The organism is Winogradskyella thalassocola (assembly GCF_900099995.1).
GTDB lineage: Bacteria > Bacteroidota > Bacteroidia > Flavobacteriales > Flavobacteriaceae > Winogradskyella > Winogradskyella thalassocola.
The window spans coordinates 1,316,556-1,340,402 of the sequence record NZ_FNCZ01000001.1; the positions used below are offsets into that span (position 1 = coordinate 1,316,556).

A 23,847-nucleotide genomic window follows, 5' to 3' on the forward strand; every position below is an offset into this window, starting at 1 on the left:
TAAACTAAGACTCTAACTAATACTAAATAAATTTAAAAATGAAAAAAAGTGTTTTCTTATTATTAATTGCAGCGGTTTCCGCTTTAGGAGGTTTGCTCTTTGGTTACGATACAGGTGTTATTAATGGCGCACAGTTTTACCTTACAGAGTATTTCGATTTAAGCGATGCATTAAAAGGCTGGGTTGTTGGTAGTGCACTTTTAGGGTGTTTTGTAGGAGCTATTATTGCAGGACCTTTAAGTATTAAAATAGGTCGAAAAAAATCTTTAATAATTTCGGCTATATTCTTTACCGTTTCTGCTTATGGATCGGGTTTACCAGAACTATTCCCTCAAACCGTTAGTATGTTGGTTGTTTTTAGGATTATTGGAGGTTTAGGTATTGGTGTGGCATCGATGAATGCACCTATGTATATTGCAGAAATTGCACCTTCAAACATTAGAGGTCGTATGGTGACCTATTACCAATTGGCTATTGTAATTGGATTTTTTGTGGTTTTCTTAGCGACTTATTTTATTGGTAATGACTTAAGTCTACAAGAAAATATTGAATTTGGGTGGAGACGAATGTTTTGGTCAGAATTAATACCAAGTCTTTTGTTTTTAATTCTGTTGTTTATTGTTCCGAAAAGTCCGCGTTGGTTAGCTTTAAAAGGAAAAGAAAAAGAAGCTTTAGCTGTTTTACAGAAAATAAATGGTGATGACTTAGCCGCCGAAGAAATGGTTAATATTAAGAAATCTTTAGATGAAACTAATGATGGTATTAAAGTGAGTTATTTCTCTAAAGGGATATTAGTCATAATCGCTATCGGTACTGTGCTTTCTGTATTACAACAATTTACAGGTATCAATGCGGTATTGTATTATGGTGCTGATATTTTTGAAAAAGCACTTGGTTTTGGAAAAGAAGATGTACTTGCACAACAAATATTGTTGGCTTTTGTAAACTTGGTATTTACGTTTGTAGCTATGTTTACTGTAGATAAATTTGGAAGAAAGCCATTGCTTTATATTGGCTCTGTTGGAATGATCATTGGGTTTTTACTTTTAGGAGTTACTCTGCAACAAGGAAATGTAGGTGTGTTATCTCTAATTGGTGTTTTAGTTTTTATTGCATCGTTTGCATTATCAATGGGACCAGTAGTATGGGTTTTATTATCAGAAATGTTCCCAAATAAAATACGAAGCGTTGCAATGTCTGTAGCTGTTGCTGCACAATGGGCTGCCAATTATGTGGTGTCACAATCTTTCCCTGTTGTAATGGGAAGTGAAACTAATAATAGTGCACCATGGAATGGATCATTGCCTTATTATATCTTTATAGCCTTTATTTTAATCATTGTATATGTAACCTATAAGTTTATACCAGAAACTAAAGGGAAGTCTTTAGAAGAGATTGAAGGCTTTTGGAAGTAAGTAAAATACTAGACTTAAATAATAAAAAAAACCGATTCATATGAATCGGTTTTTTTATGTTAAGCCCACAAAATGTAAGGCGAACTATTATAAAGAATAGGGTTTATTTAAATTCTGGAATCACCAAAAATGGAATGATAGTATGGAATCCAATTTTCTGAATTACAGGTTCATTTAGGAAATTTTCAATAAAACTGTGTTTGTAGTTTATCATTGCAAGAATACTAATATCAAGCTCTTTAATAAAGTCAGTGATTGTTTGTTCTTTACTTCCAAAATTTGGCCTCCAGTCTACGCAACTTGGACAATCTTCAATATACGCTTTTAGCATGGCTAAATTATAATTCTGCTTTTCAGTTAAATTGTCTTTTACATTAATATGAAGAACTCTTATTTTCGAATTATACAATTGGGTTAATTGTAGTAAGGACTCTAACTCATCTCCATAAAATCTATTAAAATCAGTTGGAAATGCAATTTGTTCAGGCTTCACAAAGTCATAAGCGTCTGGAATAACTAAAACAGGGCAAAGTCTTATTTTGTTAATGATATTTACCGTGTTACTTCCAAAAATGAATTCTTTGGCGCCAGTAGCACCCTTGGTACCCATTACAATTAAGCTTATGTCAAATTCTTTAATAGTGCTTTCAATCGTATTTAATAACGGTTCTGTGCTATATATCGTTTCAAATTTGTGCTTAGGATTTGTGCTTTCTGCCTCTATTTTGTTTTTTAGGTCAATAAGTTGATGCTTTGCTTCTTCTTTTTTTATATCTATAAAATGTGAAGTGATATATGTTCTAGACGTTTGGTTTGCGAAAGACCACGCATGTAAAAAGTAAAATGTACAAGGTTCGTTAGCATATAATTTTAATGTATAATTTATGGCCGCCCATGAATTATCTGAAAAATCTGTTGGAAGTAATATGTGATGTCTCATAATGTTTCTATAAACTTAGATATGACAAAATTAACTTACGGCTTCTTAAATTAATATGATTTATGTCACTTTCGTGGTATAACTAAAAAGGGAATCGTAGGTTGAAATCCTATGTTCTTTATTATTGGTTCTTTTATAATATTTTCAATAAAACTATGGTTGTAATTAACCATGACAAGAATATTAATATTGAGATCTTCAGTGAAATCTTGAATCGCTTTTGCTTTTTTATTATAATTAGTCATCCAATGAAAACTAGGGTTGTAATTTTCTAAGGCTATTTCTAATAAGGTTAAGTTCTGTTTTTGAGCTTCTGAGATGTCATCTTCGCTATTAATATGAAGAATCCTAATTTTAGAATTATGTAGTTCTGCTAATTGTTTTAGAGGTTGTAATTCATCTCCATAAACACGATTAAAATCTGTAGGGAAAGCGATTTGCTCAGGTATTACAAAATCATAGTCATTTGGGATAACCAAAACAGGACATTTTTTTGCATGTTTAATCACGTTTACGGTATTACTTCCAAATATTATTTCTTGTGCTTTAGTTTCTCCTTTTGTACCTATAATAATAAGATCTATATCTATTTTTTCTGCTATGGCTTCAATTGAACTATGTAAGTCATTAGTGCTTAATATAACTTCGAATGAATGGTTCTCATTAGCATAATTTTTTTCAAATTTTGCCTTTAATTCGGTTAAATCCTTTCTTGCATTTTCTGCCATAACACGTATGAGTTTATTAGACATACTAGACATTAAAGACACTTTTATTACAGAAGAATGTAAAAAGTGAAATGTACATTGCTCTTTGTCATATAATTTAATAGCATATATAGCAGCGCTCAAGGCGTTATCTGAAAAATCGGTAGGTAAAAGGATGTTTTTTGGCATAATTGCTTTTTTGTATTACGGTTGGTTGCTCTGTTTTTTTTGTACTGTGTTATAATTAATTCCTAATCGCATTCTGAAATGCTAAAAGTGGAATGTCTAAACCAAGACTCACTTTATCTATTGTAGACGGGAACAGCATATCTTCTAAAAATGAATGTTGCGTATTTATCATGGTTATCATTTCTATATCGTTTTCTTCTATATAGCTAGTAATAGCATCTGCAACTTTTTTACTGTTTACAATCTCAAAGTTTACTTTGTTTGGTGATAGGGTGTCTTTTATAAAGGCTTGATTATCTTCTTGTCTAATAGATAATTTTGAGCTTGTACTTATGTAAACGACATCAATTTCACTTCGATATGATTTAGCTAAAATTGATAGTAGTTTCAATTCGCGTCGTTTATAAGGAATGAGATAATTTGTAGGGAACAGAATTTTCTTTGGCTGAGTGTTATTGTAGTTTTCAGGAATGGCTAAGACAGGACATTCGACATATTTCAAAACCTGAAAAGTTTGACTTCCAAATACAATATTACGAGCGTTAGATTTCCCTTTTGTACCCATAACAATTAAATCTATATTATGGTGATCTGAAATAGAATTCGCTTCTTCTACAAGTGTGCTATAAGCAGAAATACTATGGTAAGTATATCTAGGGTTTGGTGCAATTTTTTGTAACTCAGATAATAATTTATCGAGATTATTTTGAGAATCAGTTTTTACTTTGTTCAAAACGGTTTCAAAAACCTCACGAGATACTAAGTCATCATGGTCATAAAATTCATTTCTATAGGCATGCATCACAATGAATTTAACCTTCTGATATTTAAAAAATTCTAAAGCATATTTTATTGCATTCATAGAATTTTCAGAGAAATCGGTGGGTAAAAGTATGGATAACATGGTTTTAGCTTTTGTTTTGCAGGATAAAGTTAGATATTAAATATGTTTTAAACTATGATAAAAATCAGTTGAAAAGTTAACCGTAATGCTTTGCAGTTTAGAAAAGCCAACGAGAATGCTATTAAAATCAATTCCAGAATAAATACAGCAAGCCAGTAATAAATGATTTTAAATGGTAGACCAAATTGATAAAATGAGTATGAATAAAATAGAAAATGGGTTAAAAAAGTGTAGATAATTGTGTAATCTATACTAAATTACCATTTTACTGAACTATTTTACCAATTATAAGTTTTGATTTCTTAATTTACTATTTATCTAATAAATTTAAAAAAGCTATAAATCACTAAAATGATGCGTTTGATAAAAACAAAACTCAGTATTACAGTATTTCTATTAATGTCAACCTTATCATATGGGTTTCAGGTGAGTAGTTTAGATAGACTTATAGTTCAAGGAAATAGTTTTGTAAATGATGAAGGAACAACTTTCGTTTTTAGAGGGCTAAACGCCAGTGATCCCAATAAATTAGAACTTCAAGGACATTGGAATAAAGCCTATTTCGAAGAAATAAAAAATTGGGGTGCAAATATTGTGAGGCTACCTGTGCATCCAACCGATTGGACAGAAAGAGGTAAAGAATCTTATTTAAAGCTTTTAGATGATGGTATACAATGGGCAACAGAATTGGGTTTATATATTATTATCGACTGGCATAGTATAGGTAATTTGAAAACCGAAATGTATCAATCAGACCGATATGATACGACTTTAAAGCAAACCTATGACTTTTGGAGAACGTTAGCTTCTAAATATGGTGATAATACAACTGTTGCTTTTTACGAAATTTTTAATGAACCTACCACTTATAATGGGGCTTTAGGGACCGTTACTTGGACGGAATGGAAAACGATTAACAAAGAAATCATTGGTATTATTAGAGCTAATGGCGGGGAAGGAATTCCACTAGTTGCTGGTTTTAATTGGGCTTATGATTTAACACCTGTTTTAGAAGACCCTTTAGATGTTGAAGGCATTGGGTATGTCAGTCATCCGTATCCACAAAAAAGAGAGAAGCCTTGGGAAGATCAATGGACCAAAGATTGGGGATTTGTAAAAGAAAAGTACCCTTTAATTCTTACTGAAATTGGTTTTTGTGGACCAGAAGATCCCGGTGCGCATTCACCCGTAATTAGTGATGAATCTTATGGTGATGCCATTACAGCGTATTGTGATGAAAAAGATATTTCATATGTTATTTGGGTATTTGATGCCGAATGGGCTCCAAGATTATTCGAAGATTGGAATACTTATAAGCCGTCTAGGCATGGTAAATATTTCAAGAAGAAATTACAAAGTTATACTTATGATTAATTAAAACTACACGTAAAATGAGCGAAAATATTAATCGAGAAATAACCCAATTAAAATCAGATGATGTTTTTTTAATCATCGATAGGGTGAAGCAAAAGTTTGATTTTCCTATTCACTTTCATCCAGAATATGAACTGAATTTTATTCTAAACGGAAAAGGTATACGTCGTGTAGTGGGAACTTCAATGGAAGAAATTGATGATATAGAATTAGTTTTAATGGGCCCCAATTTAGAACATGGTTGGGAAACGCATAATTGTAAAAGCAAAAGTATTTATGAAATAACAATTCAGTTTCATGAGGATTTGTTCAATAGTAAATTACTCTCTTTAAAAAATTTCAAACCCATACAAGACTTGTTTACAAAGTCTAAACATGGTGTGCTTTTCGATGGAAACACAGCGATGAAATTAATGCCAAGAATAAAAGAATTATCAGCTACAGACGGAGTTACAGATTTTATTAAACTTTTAAAATTACTCGAAGAACTTGCAGATTCTAAAAGTCAAAGGTTATTGTCATCTAATGTTGTGCGAGATAGTGAGTATGACAATAGTGATCGGATTAAAAAAGTTCAGGAATTTATAAGACAAAATTATTCGCGTAAAATTTCACTGAAAGAAATATCTACTTTGGTCAATATGAGTCAGAGTTCGTTTAATAGATTTATTAAAAAACGCACTGGGAAAACGTTTATTGAATATATGAACGACAAAAGAATTAGTCATGCCATAAAACTACTGATTGAAACCGATATGTCTGTTGGAGAAATCGCGTATAAATGTGGATTTAATAGTATCGCTAATTTTAATAGATTCTTCAAGAAATCTAAAAATGTAACACCGAGTAAGTTTAAATCAGAATTCAAATCTGTTCAGCGGTTTAGCAAAATTTCTTAGTGTTATTTCCTGTTTCTTAATAGTAAATAGTATTAGGATTTGAAAATTTACGCTTAGAAAAAAAAGTATGTTTACTTTATTTTTACATGTATCTATAAATGTATTCTAGTGCTTAAATTCGGTTTGTATTCTGTTGTTTTAATGGTGCTTTTTTCTTGTGAAGAAGCAAAAAAACAAATGCTTAAATATCAGTTTTCAAATGAATTGATTAAACATTCAGGTCGAAGTGAGGTGTTGACAGATCAATCAATAGCCTTAATTGGTTCGGCAGCTTCTGTTGAATTTAATGTAAAAGGAGACTCCGTAAATATATATCTTCAAACAGAATCTTCAAACCGTAATTATTATGTTGTTTCTGTAAATGATGTGTATAAAAAGCGTTATAAAATTGAAGGTGATTCTATTCAAAAAATAGCTTTAAAATTACCTAACCTTGAGCAAAATACAATCGGAATTTACAAAGCTACAGAAGCTTCCAATGATAAGATTATATTTCATGGTGTAGATGCAGTAGCCCTATTACCAATTGAAGTTAAACAGTTTAAGATTGAATTTATAGGCGACTCCATAACCTGCGGCGCGCTTTCTGATGATTCTGATATACCATGCAACGAAGGGGAATATCAAGATCAACACAATGCCTATTTAGCTTATGGTCCACAAGTAGCAAAACAACTAAATGCGGATTTTATGGTGAGTTCTGTTTCTGGGATAGGGATGTACCGCAATTGGAATGATGAAAACAGCGAAGAAGCCATAATGCCTGACGTTTATGATTATCTATATTTAAATAAAGACAATTTAAAGCCTTTCAATTTAGAATTTCAACCAGATATAGTAAGCATTTGTTTAGGTACAAACGATATGTCTGATGGCGATGGTGTTAAAGAACGCTTGCCTTTTAATGCAGAAAAGTATACGAGTAATTATATCAAGTTTGTAGAAGGTATTTACAAGCGTTATCCAAACACAAAAGTTGCTTTACTAAGTAGTCCCATGCTCAGTGGTGATAAACAGAAAGTTATAGTAGCTTGTTTAGAACAGGTTCAAGAACATTTTAAGACACAAAATGATAAAGATATTGCACTATTTCAATTTAATGATATATACCCACATGGTTGTAGTGCTCATCCAAGTATAGAAGAACATAAAACTATAGCTAATGTTTTAGAGCCGTTTTTTAAAACATTATTAGTTAAGGAATAGTATGTATTCAGCTTCTGTAAATAGATATGAGGATATGTATTATAGACGTTGTGGAAACAGCGGATTGTTAGTGTCTGAAATGTCATTGGGTTTATGGTCCGATTTTTGGCATAAAGAAAATCTTGAAAGCAGTAAAAATATAGTACATACCGCTTTTGATAATGGGATTACTCATTTTGATTTAGCAAATAATAAGGCTTCAATTTTAAATACAGCTGAAGAAAAATTTGGTGTTATTTTTAGACGAAGTTTTTTCAATCACAGAGATGAATTTATTATTTCAACTAAAGCTAATTGTGAAATACAACACGTTTCAGAAAAAGACTTGATAGCTAGTTTAGATCAAAGTTTGAAGCGTTTAGGTGTAGGTTATATTGATATTTTTTATGTCGATAATTTAAGTTCTGAAATAGCTTTAGAAGAAACTATGGCAACATTAGATTTAATTGTTCGCCAGGGAAAAGCATTATATGTAGGGGTTTCGTTTTCTAGTGTAGAAGAATTTAAAAACGTTTCAAATAGTATAAGAACTATCGGAACGCGACACTTAATTTATCAACCAAAATTTAATATAATGGATAGTTGGGCTGAAACAAAATTAATAGACGATTTAAAGGATGAAGGAGTAATCTGTGTTCCTTTTTCTTCTTTGGAACAGAAAATTTTCAGTTCAAAATATTCGAAAGAAGCATCAACGGATTTAAATAATGAAAAAAAATCTGAGTGTTCACAATTAGATTCGCTTACAACAGAAAACATAAAACGAGCAAAATTGTTAAATAACATTGCAAATAGTAGAAACCAATCTTTAGCGCAAATGACCATAGCGTGGTTGTTAAAAGATAAAGATGTATCTTCTGTATTGGTTGGTGTAAGTAGTGAAAATCAATTGTTAGAAAATATTAATGCGTTAGAAAATAAAATATTTTCATTGGAAGAGCGAGAGGTTATCGTTGCCATTTTAAAACGATCATGAAAAAAGGAATACTATACATCTTATTATTAATGTCTAACGTTATGTTAGCCAACATAACTTTGCCATCTATATTTTCAGACCATATGGTCTTACAACAAAATGAGGATGTCAAATTTTGGGGATGGGCGGGTCCTAATGAAACTGTAGAAATTAAACCTTCTTGGACTAATGAGATCTATACTGTTAAAGCGACAAGTGATGCTAAATGGGAGCTTATAGTTAAAACACCAAAAGCAGGTTCTACGTATTCAATAATCATTTCTGGTTACAATGAAATCATAATAAACGATGTTTTAATAGGTGAGGTTTGGTTGTGCTCAGGGCAATCTAATATGGAAATGTCTGCGTCTTGGGGAATTGAAAATGGAGAAGAAGCGATTGCTGAAGCAAATCATCCCACAATTCGTTTTTTTAAAGTAGAGAAATCTTCTGCAGATGGTCCGCAAGATCATATCATCGGAAAATGGGAGATCTGCACATCAGAAACGATGAAAGATAATAGTGCTGTAGCTTATTTTTTCGCAACACAACTTCAAGAAAATATTAAAAATACACCTGTTGGATTAATTATTTCTGCATGGGGAGGCACACCTGCAGAGATATGGATACCAGAAGAAGTTTTTGAAAACGATAAGGTGTTAACTGAAGCAGCCAATAAACTCCAACCACAAGATTGGGGTCCAACCCAACCCGCAAAAGCATTCAATGCCATGATTTATCCTATTGCAGGCTATAATTTAGCCGGAACGCTTTGGTACCAAGGAGAATCAAATGTAGGGTCTTTAGTCTATGATAAAACACTTTCAGCTTTAATTACGTCTTGGAGAATGTTATGGGAAGCTGATTTTCCATTTTATATCGTTCAAATAGCACCTTATGATGATGGCTATAAACATTATGGAAGTGTAATTATTAGAGATGCGCAACGTAAAGTAGCTAACACAATTGAGAATGTTGAAATTGTAGTTGTTTCCGATATATCTCCAACAGATGATATTCACCCAAAAAATAAAAAATCAGTAGGACAAAGATTAGCGAATATAGCTTTGAAGAAACAGTATCAAGCCATAGATAATCTTGTAGAACATCCGGAATTAGAACGCGTTGTTTATAATAAAGAAAATGCAGTAATTCATTTTAAAAATGCAGATGGTCTTTTTATAAAAGGAACAGCTTCTTTGTTCGAGATAGCAGGAGAAGATAATGTGTTTTATCCTGCAAAAACTAAATTAAAAGATCAGACCATACTGGTATATTCTAATAAGGTGAAACAACCATTTAGCGTAAGGTTTGCTTGGGGAAACGCATTACAATCTAATGTGTTTAATAGGGCAGATTTACCAGCTTCTAGTTTTACTACAGAAAAATAAATTTAAATCATGACGACTACGAAACACACGATAATTTTTGCTTTAACGCTATTTGTATTCACAAATTGTAAGGCCCAAAATAATATGAAGATGACAAAAAATAAAACTATAGAAAACAAAATAGATTCACTATTAAAAATCATGACTATCGAAGAAAAGGTAGGTCAGATGAATCAGTATAATGGTTTTTGGGATGTTACAGGTCCTGCGCCAGAAGGTGGTAGTGCAGAACAAAAATATGAACATTTAAGAAAAGGTTGGGTCGGTTCTATGTTGTCTGTAAGAGGTGTGAAAGAGGTGAGAGCTGTTCAAAAAATAGCAGTAGAGGAAACCCGATTAGGCATCCCGTTAATTATTGGTTTTGATGTTATTCATGGGTATAAAACCTTAAGCCCAATTCCCTTAGCAGAAGCTGCAAGTTGGGATATGGAAGCGATTAAAAAATCAGCAAGTGTAGCGGCTGCAGAGGCTGCGGCATCTGGTATTAATTGGACATTTGGACCCATGGTGGATATTGGTAGAGACGCACGTTGGGGACGCGTTATGGAAGGTGCTGGTGAAGATCCTTATTTAGGGAGTAAAATTGCTGTGGCTAGAGTGCATGGGTTTCAAGGAGATGATTTGTCTGCAACGAATACTATTGCTGCTTGTGCTAAGCATTTTGCGGCTTACGGATTTGCGGAAGCTGGTAAAGAATACAATACCGTAGATATAGGAACATCAACGCTACATAATATGGTTTTACCGCCTTTTAAGGCGGCTGTAGATGCTGGTGTACGGACTTTGATGAATTCATTTAATGAAATAAATGGCGTGCCAGTAACTGGAAGTTCGCATTTGCAACGCGATATTTTAAAAGGTAAATGGGGTTTTGATGGTTATGTTATCTCAGATTGGGCTTCAATTTTTGAAATGATAAGTTGGGGACATGCTAAAGATAAGCGAGAAGCTGCTAAAATTGCAGCAATTGCTGGTTCAGATATGGATATGGAAGGCAATGTCTATGTGCAAGAATTGGCTCAACTTGTTAAAGATGGTGTTGTTGAAGAATCTATAGTAGACGATGCTGTAAGACGTATTTTACGTGTAAAATTTGAATTAGGTTTGTTTGAAGACCCTTATAGATATTGTGATGAAACAAGAGAGAAAGAAACTATAGGAAATCCGGCACATCACGAAGCTGTTTTGGATATGGCGAAAAAGTCGATTGTGTTATTAAAAAACGACAATCAACTATTACCATTAAAAAAAGAAGGTCAGAAAATCGCTTTAATGGGCGATTTAGCTAATGATAAATCGAGTCCTTTAGGAAGTTGGAGAATCGCTTCGGACGATGAAACTGGGGTATCTGTATTAGAAGGAATGGAAAAGTATACCGGAAATACCTTAACTTATGTGAGAGGTGCTGAGGTGGCTACTGAAAAAACGACATTTCTTAAAGAAATTCAATTCAACACAACAGATACGAGTGGTTTTGCTGAAGCTATAGCGGTTGCAAAAACTGTGGATGTTGTGGTTATGGTTTTAGGTGAGTATGGATTTCAAAGTGGTGAAGGGCGAAGTCGTACAGATTTGCAATTACCCGGAGTTCAGCAAGAATTATTGGAAGCTGTTTATGAGGTAAACCCAAACATCGTTTTAGTTTTAAATAATGGACGTCCCTTAGCCATTTCTTGGGCAGACGAACATATTCCAACAATTGTTGAAGCATGGCAATTAGGAACACAAACCGGAAATGCTGTAGCACAGGTTTTATATGGTGACTATAATCCTAGCGGAAAATTACCAATGACCTTTCCTCGCAATGTTGGTCAGGTGCCAATTTATTACAACCATAAAAACACAGGTCGACCAATAGATAAGGATGATAACGTATTTTGGTCACACTATTCTGATGTTGAAAAAACTCCACTATATCCTTTCGGACATGGCTTAAGTTATACGAGTTTCAGCTATTCGGATTTAGAACTTAACGGTAATACTTTTGCTTTAGAAGATGACGTAAAGGTGAGTGTTAATGTGACTAATACGGGGAAGTTAGATGGAAAAGAAGTGGTTCAATTATATATTAGAGATTTAGTAGGCAGTGTTACACGTCCTGTTAAAGAACTCAAAGGATTTGAATTAGTGGAAATAAAAGCTGGAGAAACCAAAACGATTAGCTTCACTTTAAATAAAGAAACGCTTGGATTCTATAACAATAACGGTGATTTTATTATTGAGCCAGGTGACTTTAAAGTCTTTGTAGGTGGAAGTTCTATAACCGTATTAGAAACCGATTTTATACTTGAATAAATTAATTTTTAATCAGTTTAAATGTTTTACTAGAAGTCTTTAAGCTTACTTTTACAAAGTAAATACCCGAAGTCTTAATGTTTTTTCCAATAGCACAAGAGTTTGAAAAACGACCCGTAGAAATAGAGCGTCCGGCTAAGTCATAAATATGATAAGTAGCTGGTTCTTCTGTGGTAATCGTAAATTCATTTTTAAAAGGATTGGGATGTAAGGTTATGTTTGAATTATTAACGACGTCATTAACAGAAAGTGGTTCTTGCAATCCAACAAACTTAGATAGCAAACGAATATAAGCCACCTGATAATTATTACTATTTTCAGTGACTTCCCAAGAATTCATTGGCCAAGTTGTATTAAAATCATCATAAGCTTTTTGTTTAGGTTGTCCTTTGATTCGGTCTACTTGAGTTATGTCACAAGTTTGACTGCCACAACCAGATGGACAGCAACCATCCCAATCGTAAAATGGATTAGCACCACCAACAACAAATCCAGGTGCCGGACCATATAAATCATTTTGAGCGTTATCCCAATCCGTTCCGTCGCTAAACCAAGTGTGGTAAAATTCATTGACACCGTGGTCTGCTCCGTAATCATACATGTTAGATAGATAGCAGAAATTTAATGGGTTTACACCATGTATATAGTGAATGTAACGTTCTGCAGCTCTAAAAGCATCCGTACTATTAGCGTTATTAATATCGTAATTAATGTAATCCATAAACATTAGACCTTTTCGAGATTTTGTACCATTACTGCCCCAAACATAATCTGTAAGATGAGCGAGATAAGGATCTGTTTCATTGGTTAGCGCACCAAAATTAGCTGTAGTGTTCATTGCATTTTCATACGTGGTTTTAATTGCGGCTACAACTGTTGGGTTTGCTGATGGAATTTTAGTGTAATACAATAATGTTTCCTGACTTTCTTGTTCAAAAGGATAGGCGTAATTCCATAATATTAAATGCATGTTTTGGTAATTGTTATCAATAAATGTTTTGTAGCCAGTGTCTAACGTTGCTTCATATAAATGTATGGCAGCTCTCATTTTATAAGCAAAACGACCATCGTCATCCGTTTCTTGTTGTCCTGCTCCAATATCCAATGAGTTATAAGCAGAACTATTGTTTTCCCAAATCACATTTGGATTTGCTTCTGTCCAATTCCAAGCATTAATAGCACTTTGTTCTAATGTTGAAGCGTATGTTGTGTTACCTAAATCATTAAAAACTTTAGAGCCAAGTGCAAATGCCACAGCAGAAGCTAGGGTGCATGATGTGTTTACGGCTCCATATAAACTTTGTCCGGTTGCAGAAGATGGTGGTGAGGCATGCGATAAATCGACAATACTTATCATTGAGCCATCCGTTTCTTGAAGACGTAATAAATGATCCATTCCCCATTTTATTTCATCAATAATATCTGGTGTGCCGTTTCCAGAATGTGGTAAGTTATAGTCATCTGTCCAAGCATCAGGCTTTTCTTGATAAGCTTTTAATAAATCAACAATGTAATTGGCTGTCCAAGTGGTGTATTTATTATAATCACCTGCATCATACCAGCCTCCACTTACATCTCTTTCAGTTGAGGCATCGTTGGGTGCATCCCAACGTCTTGCTTGTGTGTCTTGCAATGGGCCTATATGACTTGCTCCATCTGCCCAATTGCTTCCTGCATAAGTGGCGTCTTTGGCATAGCCAGCTCTTTGGTAGTAAAACGTGCGAACGGCATGTTTTAGAATATCAGAATAGATGTCTTCAGCAATAACAAAGTCGTATGATTTTAAATTTTTATTGATATCTAGAACATAATATGTCCCTGGAGTTTCAAATGCCGAAAAATCGAACCACCACACACGGTCTCCGGAAGAAGGGTCTTCAATACCTGATTTGTAAGGAACCGTATTTCCGAAAAATACTTGAGTGTTTGTTGTAGCGTCAACAATAGCATAAGAAAAACTTGGAGCAAAAGATTCTGCCGCATCAAAACCTGAAATAGGATCTCTTAGTATCGCAATTTTTTCTGATGTTGGCCGATAACCAAATTGATCCACTACAATATATTTAGACTGCGTTTGCGAACTGATAAAAAAAGGAATGCAAAACAAGATGGTGAAAATAGTGACTTTCATAAGTGAATCTTTTATTGAATTTATATTGTAATAATCATTCGGCAATTAATAAATTATACTTTTTAATCAATTCTAAAGTTGAAACGTCAGATGCAAAAACAGAATTTAAACCTTGTGGTTCTTGTGGAGGATCTGCAGTGAAATCATCACCATGTTTCCATTTTCCGTTATTTGGATCTGTAATCGCATAACCCGCAAATCCCCAAAAATTTAAACCAGCAATAGGACTTAGATTTGTTTTGTTTTTTTGAACCTCTTCAAAAATAGCTTTGTAAAATGTATTTCTGTTTTCTATGGACGCTTCAGGTGATAGATTTTCTTTTTTTCTAGGAAATCCAAATTCAGACATCACAATAGGTTTGTTTAGTTTATTCGCAATTACGACATGTTCATTCATGTATTTTTTAGCATTTATTATAGAAACTTGGGTCGATTCTTCTTCATTATCAATATCGTACCAACCCCAATTTTTTGGCCACATGTGCATGGTTAAATAATCGATATTCTCATTTTTATGCAGTCTTTGGTACATGTCTATGTCTTGTAAAAAACCATGTTTTCCTTCGGTTCCTGTTGAGATAAGTTGATTAGGTGCTAATTCTTTAATAATCCGTACGGTCTCATTTAACCAACCTGCAAAAGCGTCTTCATGTTCTGGAGTCATTAAAACTCTAGGCTCATTTGCCACTTGCCACGACATAATAGAAGGATCATCTACATACTTAATATTGGTATAAGAATTTGTGCGACCAATAATGTATTTTATATGTTTATAAAAGGCCTCTGTACAAGGTTCACAGCTATGAAATTGTTTGGTGTAGTTCATGTAGTCATCCCAAGAATACGCTTCTAAAAATGGGTTTGGAACCTCACCATAACCATTCCATTTTAAATATTCAGACATGCCGCCAGACCATATCCAATTGTTATTTAAATAGAGTACAGCATACATATTTCGCTGTCTCATTTCGGCTAGTAAAAAATCTAAACCATCAAGTAAATCGTCATTGTAAAGACCTTGTGCTGGTTGTAAAGCAGGAAAAACTCTTGAGTCACCTCCATCTCCTTCTGCACCAACTAAAATGCGTAGATTGTCAATACCAACAGATTTCATTAAGTCTAATTCTTTGATAAGGCGTTCGCGATCTCCACTTTTTTTGGCTCCTAATAATGGACCGTACCAATAATTAGCTCCGATAAAATAATAGGGTTGATCTCCTTTTTGAAATTGAGTGCCTTTTACAGTTATAAAATCTGATTTCTCTGGAGTTTCATCAAACACATATTTTTTACTTTTACAGGAAAATAGTACTGTAATACAAAGGCTTGTTATTATTAGCTTGAAGTTTTTCATTGTAAATTTATTGAGGTAATTCGTATATATTAGGCAGTTCGTTTTGTAATACCGATCTCGGTTTGTTTACAAATTCTAAGAAGTCTGAAGTGCTAGGTTGTCCTGGAGGTGGTGTGCAGTAGGTATTTGAAGTATTTGTCCAAAACATCATATAGCCGATTTCTACATTATTATCAGATAAAGCATTATACATGTGGTTAGAATAAAATCCTGAAATAGGATTATTAACACCAGGTGTTACGATATAAGCCGATTCTGTTAATGCTGCAATTTTAACGCGGTCCTTTGCAAGACCCGTAAGAATTTGAAGTTTTTCGTTCGCACTTTCTAAAGCCATTTGACCTTGATTATTAAAATCGGAATAATTATCCATCCCAAGAATATCTACATAAGCATCACCAGGATATCTGCTTAAGTATTCCGCAGCCGAGAAAAAATTGTTGTCTGGTGAAAAAGCAAAAAGGATATTGTTGACGTGCAATGTGTCTCTTAAATACGTGACGGTAAATTGCCAAAGTGCTTTAAATTCTTGTGGTGTACAATAATCTTTTCCCCACCAAAACCAATCTCCATCAAACTCATGAAAAGGCCGAAAAATAAAGGGCACTAAGTTTCCATCGCTTCCAACCATGCTATTAGCAACATCTGCTATTTTCTGAAGTTTTTGTTTGTAGTAATCGTGATTTGCACCATCGGGTAAAATGCTAACAAGTGCGTTATCTTTCTGAAATTGAGTCATTTCGCTAGTGTAAAAATGTTCACCGTTATAAGGTTCTCTCATGTGCCATGAAAAGGAGTTTATCATGCCTTTATTATAAGCTTCTATGGCGTCTGATTTTATATTCTGCTCTTGCTGATAATACCAGTTAGATGTGGCTCCATTATTATTGTCATCTGTAATAAACATAAAATCCAACCCTAATAAACCTGGATCACTTCCTGTTGTTTTCATGATGTCAGATTCTCCAATGTTATCGTTATAAAAACTACTGAAAGCGTCTTGCTGACCAACGACAAATTTGGTTTTAGAAAGTAGTTTTAAATTATAAAACAGTGCAATTGTTTGTGGTGTTGCATTCGGATTTACCATATATAAATAGGTTTCATCTGGTGATAGTATAAATTCTTCGGGTAGCTCAGAAATAGTAACTGTTGCAACATCTGAATTTCCTATAATAACGTTGTTGTTCGTTGCATTTAAAGTCATGGTTACCGTTTCATCACCTTCTGTTGTTGTATCATCAAGAACAATGATAGCTATTGATTTGCTTAAGGTATTTGCAGGAATACTAATAGAATTAGCAATGGTTTGATAATCGGTGCCATTCGTTGCAGTTCCACTAATGGTGTAATTAATAAGTGTGACTGTACTCACTGTGTTTGTTAATGTAAATGTGAATTCTCCGTTAGATGATGGTTCTGATGCAAAACCAATCGTTGCAGAGATATTAACTAGAATGTCATTTTCAATTTCAGGATCGTCTTTAGAACAACTGAAGACGAATAGTCCAAAAAAGACACTCATTAGTAGTAGTTTTTTCATTTACAGTTGTTGCTTAAAATAATTAATGCTCTAGAGGTATGGTATGGAGCTTTCCACATGCTTACTTTGTCTTCTTCTGTATAAGGTTTTCCCTTTTTATCAACTCTAAAATACCATTCTCCGTTTTCGTGATCTATAATATACTTTTTAGTAAACTCCCATATTTTTAAGGAGCTATCAATGTACTTTTTGTCTTTTTTGATGTCGTAAGCATATTTTAAACCCACTAAAGCTTCAACCTGTGGCCACCAATGCCTATCAGTATCTTTATGATTTGTATTCAGGTTTTTTTCATTTATAACAGCACCTTCACTATCAATGGCTTCTTCTAAAAAGGTGTTAGCAACTTGTATTGCCGTAGCTTTTGCGTCTTTTAATAATGCATCATTATTTAAAGCTTTTGCGGCTTCGAGAACTAACCAAGTGGTTTCAATATCATGTCCATAAGACACTGTATTGCTTAGTAAATTCCAATTTTCATCAAAAAATAAGTCGTAGTGATTGTTGCTATTTAGAAATTTATTTTGGAAGAGGTTTACTGATGTTGTTAAGGAGTCTTTTAAATTTTGATGGTCATATATTTTGAGTAGTGACGTGTAGGCTTCTAAAATATGAAGATGTGTATTCATTGTTTTTTCAGCATTCATATCCTTGTCACTTAATCGCATATCTTCAATAGGACTCCAATCTTCATTAAAGGCTTCTAAATATCCTGAGTGTTCATCTTTAGCATGTTTTTCTATAAGGTTGAATAGTTCAATAGCCCAATCTTTAGCGGCTTCATTTTTTGAAAGTATATAGTATTCTGATAAAGCATAAATAGAGAAAGCCTGAGCATAAACCTGCTTGCGTTTGTTAATAGGGTTTCCTAAATAATCCAATTCCCAGAACACACCTTTAGAAATGGTATCGTTAAAATGAGTTTTGAGATAATTGTAAGCTCTATCGCAAAAGTCGTTATACGTTTCCGTTTGAAAATGATTAGATACGGCAGAGAAACTCCAAAGAATTCGCGAATTTAAGATGATGCCTTTTGAGGCTTCTGGAATAACAACATTGAAATGATTAATCTGACCAAAAAATCCACCATACTTTTGGTCCAATGTGTTTTTACACCAATACTCTAGAATATTGCCGAGCTCAATTTTACATTCGTTTTGAAGCTGTTGGTAGGGTTTAGACATTAATACAATCCTTTATTGTTATCAATTAAATTTATGATGGTATCCACAGAACTTGCTGAGGTGTAGCCGTCTTTGGGTGAGTTTATAACATAATCAACCAATAAATCGATAGACGATACTGCGACATGCATTCTTGTGTCAGAAGAGGCGTAGTATATATAAACAGTACCGTCGTTATCTTCTATCCATCCATTAGAAAACAACACGTTTGATACATCACCTAAACGTTCTTTATTAAGAGGCGCCATAAAATGACCTGCGGGTTGGTGTGTAACTTTGGATATGTCGTTAAGGTCGGTCATAAACATATATAATGTGTAGCGTAAACCGGCAGCTGTATTTCTAACTCCATGAGCCAAATGCAACCATCCTTTTTCTGTTTTTATTGGAGCAGGACCCAAGCCATTTTTGAGCTCAAATACAGTGTGATAGATTTTGTTATTTATTATTTTTTCGTGTTTGACTTCAGGATTCAGCATATCGTCAATAAATCCTAAACCTATTCCTCCTCCATTACCAACGCTAATAAATCCATCTTGTGGACGTGTGTAAACAGCATATTTTCCATTGACAAATTCTGGATGCAATACAACATTACGTTGTTGTCCCGTAGTTGAAATTAAATCAGGAAGCCGTTCCCAATTAATTAAGTCTTTAGTTCTTACGATTCCGGCATTAGCAATTGCAGAACTTGTATCTTCTGAAGGAGCATTTGGATCTTTACGCTCTGTGCAAAAGATGCCGTAAATCCAACCATCTTCATGTTGAATTAATCGCATGTCATACACATTCGTATCTGGTATTTCGGTTTGAGGAATGACACAAGGTTTATCCCAAAACTCGAAACCATCTATACCATTTGCACTTTCGGCAATGGCAAAAAATGATTTTCTGTCGTTGCCTTCTACGCGGACACAAATAATATATTTTCCATTCCATTTTAAAGCACCTGCATTGAATGTGGCGTTAAACCCAATACGTTCTATACCATCAGGATTAGTTTCAGGATTTAAATCATACCTCCAATGAATTGGTATATGACTTGCGGTGACTATTGGGTATTTATATCTGGTATAAATGCCATTAGATAGTTTAGCTGGTTTATTTTTTCTACGTACTGTTTTAGCGTAATGCTTTTTTGCCTTATCGATAGTGTTGATGCTCATAACTATAGTTTAGTTTTTATAAGGTTAATCGAGTTTTTGATTTAAATTGTTCCACCAGAATTTCTTTAGTAGAATGATACATACTATTAATACCGCTATAGAAATATAGACCGGAGTTTCTTGTCTGAAAATAAGATACATTGGTAAAATTACTAATGCCGTTTGGGCAACTATACCTATCGCGACATTGAACATGTCTCTTCCGAAATCAGTATTCTTTTTGAAGTTTGGATTTTCGGCTGCTAGTTGATCATGCACCGGTTTCCAAAATCCCCATGGTCGTACGTTTTTATAAAAATCTTTTAATACCGTTGCTTCCGTTGGAGGGGCTGAATAGGTGCCGATAACACTTCCTATTAATGAAACAATTAGCAATATCGGGAATAAGTATAAAGCATTCACATTTGGAAATAATTGTGGAACTATTGCCGCAGCAAGTAATCCTGCGACCATTCCCCAGAAAAAACCTTCGCCATTAAATCTCCACCAATGCCATTTTAAAATGTTAGCTCCTACATAACTTCCATAAAGCACAGATACAATAATGTTTAATATGGCATTTACATTTTCTGCGAAAAAACCAAGAACAATACTGATAATAACCACAATGATACCTGTGATGTAGTTCATGTTTTTTATTTGATTTTGAGACGCATCAGGTTTTGTGTATTTTAAATAAATATCATTGACCAAATAAGCTTGAGCAGCGTTTAAGGTACCAGCAAAAGTGGACATAAATGCCGCAATTAAGCCCGCTAACAATAAGCCTAATAAGCCAACAGGTACAAATTCTTTAATTGCTGTTGGTAGAATGAGTTCAAAATCGATATGTCCGGCAGCATTTAATAAATCTAACTTATCGTAATAGATTAAAGCTAAAGCAGCAAAACCAGCAATCATTAAGTAACGAATTGGCATTAAAATTACGGATACAAACCCACTCATTTTTGAAGCTTCAACGGGGTTTTTAGTAGATAGAATTTTCTGCATATCATATGTTGGAGCAGGGCCAGCGACACTTACAAGCACTCCTTTAAATAGCATCATGAATAAGAAGTAAGTGAAGATACCATAACCATCACTTTTAATTTTATCTGTAACTTCTGGAATGATATTACTCCAATCTAAATCTAATCCTCCAACAAACGGATTCATCCAGTCCTTTGGCACGTTAACTCCAAATTCTCCAACGGCTTGCCATCCTAAATAGCCTATGACTAAGGCTGAAATGGTCATAATTCCGAATTGAACAACATCTGCCCAAACAATACCAGACATACCACCCAATAAAGAATAAAACACAGCAAACAACGTGAATATGGTGCCATAAAAATGCGGGACATATTCTAGTGGAATAGAAAAAGGAACATAATTACTTACTAATTCCCAAGGCACAAAGATTTCAACAAATTTTCCTAAACCAATAAAACCATAAGCTAAATAACCTAAGCACACTACTAATGCAAAAATGACGACAATAATATGAGATAGTTTTGCTCCTTTTCCAAAACCGAAACGTGTACCTATCCATTCAGCACCTGTTGTAGCATTAGATCTACGTAGCCATTTAGATAAATAAACCATTAAAAATATTTGGTTAAATACGGGCCATAACCATGGAACCCAGGCACTTTTTATCCCATAAACAAACATCAGCGTCACTAGCCAAATTGTCCCTGATATGTCGAACATGCCAGAGGCATTAGAAAGTCCTAATAAATACCAAGGAATAGATTTACCGCCCAATAAATAATCATCCTTACTTTGTTGAGCTTTTTTACGAAGTACCAAGCCAATGATAATAATTGTGACTAAGTATAAAGCGATAATTAGGATGTCAATTGTGTGTAGTAATTGCATGTGAATTATGGGTTTATAAGATTTATGTCTTTTAAGAACAATGTTTCAGGTAGTGCCTTAAATTTCTTAAAATCGAGCTCGTTAGTATGTCCTTTGTAAGGCATATAATGGTGTTTTTCGTCATGATTTCTCCAGAACAATATCCAACTAATTCCAGAATCTTTAATACTTGGATACAAAACCTCAGTAAACCAATTGGTAGTTGGTATTTTTTCTAAGCCAGTTTCTGTAAATGCAAATAGTTTACCTTTTTCTGTTGCATAAGATTTAACAATGGCCAAATCATTAACAACTGAATTTATGTATTCTTCAGTATTGTTGAAATCATAAATATCAGAACCTAAAATATCAACAAAATCATCTCCAGGGTAATAAGTCATATAATTATCATCAGGATTCAGTTTATTAGGTGAGTAGGTATATAATAGATTGTTGACACTGTGTTTGTCTCTTAAAAGTTCAACCGTTTGATGCCATAAAGTTTTATACTCTGTAGTTGTGCAATTGCCTTTTCCCCACCAAAACCAAGAGCCGTTCATCTCGTGAAAAGGTCTAAATATTATTGGGATTTCTGTATCATTATACTTTAAAGATTTAAAGAAGCTTGCGACTCTTCCGATCCAGAGTTCATATTTTTCTCTATGAACTCCTCCTTCTAAGATGTTAGCTACTGCAGGTGTTTGGTCCCAAGAATCTCCGCTAGACACAGGGTTGTCGGCGTGCCAACTAATTGTAATGATGCCACCTTTTTTATGGGCATCTATAATTAGGTTTCGCATCAAATCAAAGGGAACACTATCTAGGTTTATGTCCGATCCTTTTTCTATCCAACCAATATCAAAACCGTAAACTGAGGGTTGGTCTTCTATCATATCAAATACGTCACTCTTTTCAACATCGAGATAATCCGCTTTATTCCATCCCATACCATAAGATGTACAATCTTGATGCCCTATAGCAAAACCTTTTTTTGAGATAAGGAATAGTTTTTTTCTCAATAATTTAGAGCTTTCTGATATTTTATTATCAACCAAATTGGGTTTTTTGTAGTCACTCGTGTAAATTGATTTACAAGAAAGCATTGTAAAAACTAATACTATTGAGATAATCTTTCTAAACATAATTGTTAGGTGTTTATGGTATTCTTAAAAAAGAACATCTGTATTTTAAATTAATTAATATTTTTACACTTTTAATTATGAAAAACGTAAGATTTATATATTAATTTTAGATATTTCAAATTTAAGGAACACAACATTACATAATTGGTATTATTTTATCAATTTATTACACTATTATAAATCATTATTATGAATATTCTTAAAAACACGCATAGAGAAATCACTCCGTTATCTCCAGAGGATAGTTTTTTAGTCTTTGATAGGGTGAAAGAAGATTTTGACTTTCCGATACATTTTCACCCAGAATTTGAGTTGAATTTCATACATAATGGTAAAGGTGTGAAGCGGATAATTGGAGATAGTATGGAGGAAATTGGTGATATTGAATTGGTATTAGTTGGTCCAAATTTACATCATGGTTGGGTGACGCATAACTGTAAAAGCAAATCTATCCATGAGATCACCATTCAGTTTGATGAAAATTTATTTACACAAGATCTTTTAAGAAGACGAATAATGAAGCCTATAAGAGACATGTTTAATAGATCTATTCATGGTATTTTGTTTTCAAGAAAAACAGCTTCAGAATTATATAGTAGAATAGCTCAAGTGTCTCGTTTGGATGGAATGGATTATTTTTTAGAATTAATTTCAATACTTCACGATTTGGCTAATTCAAGAAATCAACGCTTGCTATCTACGTATACCGTTAATAGAGAGAGTTTTGAAAATAGTGATAAGATAAAAGCTGTTTATGAATATGTTCAGGAGAACTTCAGTAATAAAATAACGCTTTCCGAAGTTTCAGAAATCGTTAATATGAGTAATGTGTCCTTCAATAGGTTTATGAAAAAAAGAACTGGCAAAACATTTGTAGATTATGTTAATGATGTTCGTATTGGTTATGCTGCAATGTGGTTGTTAGAAAAAGACAATAGCATTTCTGAAATCGCATTTAATTGCGGCTTTAATAATATCGCAAATTTTAACAGGGTGTTTAAGAAGTTAAAAAAATGCACACCTAGTCAGTACAAAAATGAATTTTCTGGTATTAAAAGAATCCTTTGATTTTTTTTCGTTTTAGACCTTCAATATTATAATAGTCGGTATTTTTTTATATCCGCAACTTCTTCATAATAAATGCCTCGGGTTTTAATTGTTATCTATACAATTATTCGAATTCCATGTATTATTTTGTCCTATCGAATATATT

The 23,847-nt window shown here is 33.5% G+C and carries 18 protein-coding genes; 8 read left to right on the top strand and 10 right to left on the bottom strand.

Translation table 11 applies throughout. From position 1 onward, the window contains the following. Positions 1–38 precede the first annotated feature (38 nt). A complete protein-coding gene (locus BLT80_RS05405; protein ID WP_092466539.1) occupies positions 39–1,415 on the top strand; it encodes a sugar porter family MFS transporter in 1,377 nt (458 codons plus the stop codon). Positions 1,416–1,518: 103 nt separating this feature from the next. Here BLT80_RS05405 and BLT80_RS05410 read toward each other — a convergent pair whose 3' ends face one another. The 3 genes from BLT80_RS05410 to BLT80_RS05420 form a co-directional block, all read right to left on the bottom strand. Continuing rightward, positions 1,519–2,355, bottom strand: a complete 837-nt coding sequence (locus tag BLT80_RS05410; protein ID WP_092466540.1) for a universal stress protein — start codon at positions 2,353–2,355, stop codon at positions 1,519–1,521. 65 nt (positions 2,356–2,420) lie between these two features. Continuing rightward, complete coding sequence (locus BLT80_RS05415; protein ID WP_092466541.1) at positions 2,421–3,251, bottom strand: universal stress protein; 831 nt, start codon at positions 3,249–3,251, stop codon at positions 2,421–2,423. Between the two features lie 55 nt (positions 3,252–3,306). Next, positions 3,307–4,155: a universal stress protein gene (locus BLT80_RS05420; RefSeq protein WP_092466542.1), complete on the bottom strand. Its 849-nt coding sequence runs from the start codon at positions 4,153–4,155 to the stop codon at positions 3,307–3,309. 360 nt (positions 4,156–4,515) lie between these two features. Between BLT80_RS05420 and BLT80_RS05425 the strand changes: the two genes are divergently transcribed. The 6 genes from BLT80_RS05425 (at position 4,516) to bglX (ending at position 12,275) form a co-directional block, all read left to right on the top strand. Beyond that, positions 4,516–5,529: a glycoside hydrolase family 5 protein gene (locus tag BLT80_RS05425; protein ID WP_217630749.1), complete on the top strand. Its 1,014-nt coding sequence runs from the start codon at positions 4,516–4,518 to the stop codon at positions 5,527–5,529. A gap of 17 nt (positions 5,530–5,546) precedes the next feature. After that, positions 5,547–6,428 carry an AraC family transcriptional regulator gene (locus tag BLT80_RS05430; protein ID WP_092466544.1) on the top strand — a complete coding sequence of 294 codons (882 nt, stop codon included), beginning with the start codon at positions 5,547–5,549 and terminating at the stop codon, positions 6,426–6,428. Positions 6,429–6,536: 108 nt separating this feature from the next. Beyond that, entirely contained in the window at positions 6,537–7,634 is a 1,098-nt protein-coding gene (locus BLT80_RS05435) for an SGNH/GDSL hydrolase family protein (protein WP_139181018.1), read from the top strand. A 1-nt stretch (position 7,635) separates the two neighbouring features. Then, complete coding sequence (locus BLT80_RS05440) at positions 7,636–8,610, top strand: aldo/keto reductase (protein WP_092466546.1); 975 nt, start codon at positions 7,636–7,638, stop codon at positions 8,608–8,610. After that, positions 8,607–9,980, top strand: a complete 1,374-nt coding sequence (locus BLT80_RS05445) for a sialate O-acetylesterase (protein WP_245710121.1) — start codon at positions 8,607–8,609, stop codon at positions 9,978–9,980. Before BLT80_RS05440 ends, BLT80_RS05445 begins: the two co-directional genes overlap by 4 nt. A gap of 9 nt (positions 9,981–9,989) precedes the next feature. Continuing rightward, positions 9,990–12,275 (top strand): beta-glucosidase BglX, encoded by a 2,286-nt coding sequence (bglX, locus tag BLT80_RS05450; protein ID WP_092466547.1) that lies wholly within the window; start codon positions 9,990–9,992, stop codon positions 12,273–12,275. Position 12,276: 1 nt separating this feature from the next. Here the strand turns inward: bglX and BLT80_RS05455 are convergent, their stop codons facing one another. Genes BLT80_RS05455 through BLT80_RS05485 form a run of 7 tightly spaced genes read right to left on the bottom strand, consistent with a single transcriptional unit; the run spans position 12,277 to position 22,634 of the window. Next, positions 12,277–14,406: a glycoside hydrolase family 9 protein gene (locus BLT80_RS05455; RefSeq protein ID WP_092466548.1), complete on the bottom strand. Its 2,130-nt coding sequence runs from the start codon at positions 14,404–14,406 to the stop codon at positions 12,277–12,279. A gap of 34 nt (positions 14,407–14,440) precedes the next feature. Beyond that, positions 14,441–15,760 (bottom strand): glycoside hydrolase 5 family protein, encoded by a 1,320-nt coding sequence (locus BLT80_RS05460; RefSeq protein ID WP_092466549.1) that lies wholly within the window; start codon positions 15,758–15,760, stop codon positions 14,441–14,443. Between the two features lie 7 nt (positions 15,761–15,767). Further along, positions 15,768–17,303: a glycosyl hydrolase gene (locus BLT80_RS05465; RefSeq protein WP_092466550.1), complete on the bottom strand. Its 1,536-nt coding sequence runs from the start codon at positions 17,301–17,303 to the stop codon at positions 15,768–15,770. Then, positions 17,300–18,487, bottom strand: coding sequence for an AGE family epimerase/isomerase (locus tag BLT80_RS05470; RefSeq protein WP_092466551.1), 1,188 nt, complete (start codon positions 18,485–18,487; stop codon positions 17,300–17,302). Before BLT80_RS05470 ends, BLT80_RS05465 begins: the two co-directional genes overlap by 4 nt. Next, positions 18,487–19,653, bottom strand: a complete 1,167-nt coding sequence (locus BLT80_RS05475) for a glycoside hydrolase family 130 protein (protein WP_092466552.1) — start codon at positions 19,651–19,653, stop codon at positions 18,487–18,489. The genes BLT80_RS05470 and BLT80_RS05475 overlap by 1 nt, the downstream gene beginning before the upstream one ends. 24 nt (positions 19,654–19,677) lie before the next feature. Further along, positions 19,678–21,513: a sodium:solute symporter family protein gene (locus tag BLT80_RS05480; protein ID WP_092466553.1), complete on the bottom strand. Its 1,836-nt coding sequence runs from the start codon at positions 21,511–21,513 to the stop codon at positions 19,678–19,680. Positions 21,514–21,518: 5 nt separating this feature from the next. After that, positions 21,519–22,634: a glycoside hydrolase family 26 protein gene (locus tag BLT80_RS05485; protein WP_092466554.1), complete on the bottom strand. Its 1,116-nt coding sequence runs from the start codon at positions 22,632–22,634 to the stop codon at positions 21,519–21,521. Positions 22,635–22,823: 189 nt separating this feature from the next. Between BLT80_RS05485 and BLT80_RS05490 the strand changes: the two genes are divergently transcribed. Beyond that, on the top strand, positions 22,824–23,702 hold the full coding sequence (locus BLT80_RS05490; protein WP_092466555.1) for an AraC family transcriptional regulator: 879 nt from the start codon (positions 22,824–22,826) through the stop codon (positions 23,700–23,702). The last annotated feature ends 145 nt before the right edge of the window (positions 23,703–23,847 follow it).

Coding starts and splice junctions, on each gene's coding strand:
- BLT80_RS05475 (WP_092466552.1), bottom strand. CDS start 19,653: ATGAGCATCAACACTATCGATAAGGCAAAAAAGCATTACGCTAAAACA.
- BLT80_RS05410 (WP_092466540.1), bottom strand. CDS start 2,355: ATGAGACATCACATATTACTTCCAACAGATTTTTCAGATAATTCATGG.
- BLT80_RS05420 (WP_092466542.1), bottom strand. CDS start 4,155: ATGTTATCCATACTTTTACCCACCGATTTCTCTGAAAATTCTATGAAT.
- BLT80_RS05490 (WP_092466555.1), top strand. CDS start 22,824: ATGAATATTCTTAAAAACACGCATAGAGAAATCACTCCGTTATCTCCA.
- BLT80_RS05440 (WP_092466546.1), top strand. CDS start 7,636: ATGTATTCAGCTTCTGTAAATAGATATGAGGATATGTATTATAGACGT.
- BLT80_RS05415 (WP_092466541.1), bottom strand. CDS start 3,251: ATGCCAAAAAACATCCTTTTACCTACCGATTTTTCAGATAACGCCTTG.
- BLT80_RS05405 (WP_092466539.1), top strand. CDS start 39: ATGAAAAAAAGTGTTTTCTTATTATTAATTGCAGCGGTTTCCGCTTTA.
- BLT80_RS05480 (WP_092466553.1), bottom strand. CDS start 21,513: ATGCAATTACTACACACAATTGACATCCTAATTATCGCTTTATACTTA.
- BLT80_RS05465 (WP_092466550.1), bottom strand. CDS start 17,303: ATGAAAAAACTACTACTAATGAGTGTCTTTTTTGGACTATTCGTCTTC.
- BLT80_RS05460 (WP_092466549.1), bottom strand. CDS start 15,760: ATGAAAAACTTCAAGCTAATAATAACAAGCCTTTGTATTACAGTACTA.
- BLT80_RS05470 (WP_092466551.1), bottom strand. CDS start 18,487: ATGTCTAAACCCTACCAACAGCTTCAAAACGAATGTAAAATTGAGCTC.
- bglX (WP_092466547.1), top strand. CDS start 9,990: ATGACGACTACGAAACACACGATAATTTTTGCTTTAACGCTATTTGTA.
- BLT80_RS05485 (WP_092466554.1), bottom strand. CDS start 22,634: ATGTTTAGAAAGATTATCTCAATAGTATTAGTTTTTACAATGCTTTCT.
- BLT80_RS05445 (WP_245710121.1), top strand. CDS start 8,607: ATGAAAAAAGGAATACTATACATCTTATTATTAATGTCTAACGTTATG.
- BLT80_RS05430 (WP_092466544.1), top strand. CDS start 5,547: ATGAGCGAAAATATTAATCGAGAAATAACCCAATTAAAATCAGATGAT.
- BLT80_RS05455 (WP_092466548.1), bottom strand. CDS start 14,406: ATGAAAGTCACTATTTTCACCATCTTGTTTTGCATTCCTTTTTTTATC.